This window comes from Eubacterium sp. 3_1_31, from assembly GCF_964249515.1.
Lineage (GTDB): Bacteria > Bacillota_I > Bacilli_A > Erysipelotrichales > Erysipelotrichaceae > Longicatena > Longicatena caecimuris.
Map to the genome: position 1 here is coordinate 1 of NZ_CAXUBY010000111.1, position 908 is coordinate 908.

1 protein-coding gene is annotated in these 908 nt (G+C 35.4%); it reads right to left on the bottom strand.

Features of this window, described 5'->3' with window-relative positions; genetic code table 11:
* Positions 1-43: 43 nt before the first annotated feature.
* The coding region (locus tag ACESSZ_RS16465) for an IS256 family transposase (protein WP_499842909.1) at positions 44-908 on the bottom strand (865 nt) is incomplete at its 5' end.

Sequence of the window (908 nt, forward strand, 5' to 3'; positions counted from 1 at the left end):
GGGTTTGTCAAGAAAAGTGTGTAAGTAAAATTGATTAAGACATCTATTTAAGATATTTTTCAATACGAGATGTAAAAATTTCATTAACCATAAGTTGATTCAACACTTTTGACCAATCGTGAATGGTTCCGTTATTCCATTTCTTTTCTAGCTCTGTACAGCGTAAGTATAATAATTTGAATAAGGCGTTTTCATTTGGAAAGGCGCCTTTTTTCGTTACTTTGCGAAAACTTGAATTGATCGACTCTATCGCGTTAGTGGTATACATAATACGTCGTACATCACTTCCATAATCATATAATTGTTCTACAAATTTGAAGTTCCTTTTCCATACTTCAATAGCTCCAGGATACTGTTCCCATGTTCGACAAAAAGATTCAAAGGCTGCCGCTGCCGCTTTTAAATTTGGTGCCCCATATACTTTCTTTAATTCTTGTGTGAACTTTTTATAATCCTTACTAGGGACGTATTTAATGGAATTGCGGATCAGATGTACGATACATCTTTGAACAATGATCTTAGGAAATATTGCTTTGGCTCCTTCTTCCAGTCCACTAACTCCATCCATCGACATAAAGAAAACATCTTCTATCCCTCGTGCTTTCAATTCATCAAATATCTGCATCCAATAATTCTTACTCTCGCTTTCACTAAGCCATAATCCAAGGATATCTTTATGCCCATTCAAATCGTAGCCTAATATCGTGTATACAGCGCATTCTTTCGCCTCATAGCCACTACGCAATGTCACATACATACAATCTACGAACAAGAAGGCATAGCACTTCTTTAATGGTCTATTTCGCCATTCTTCTAGTTCTGGTAATATGGCATCTGTAATATCGGATACCATTTCATGAGAAATTGAAAATCCATAGATATCTTCTATTGTTTTTGATATATCACGT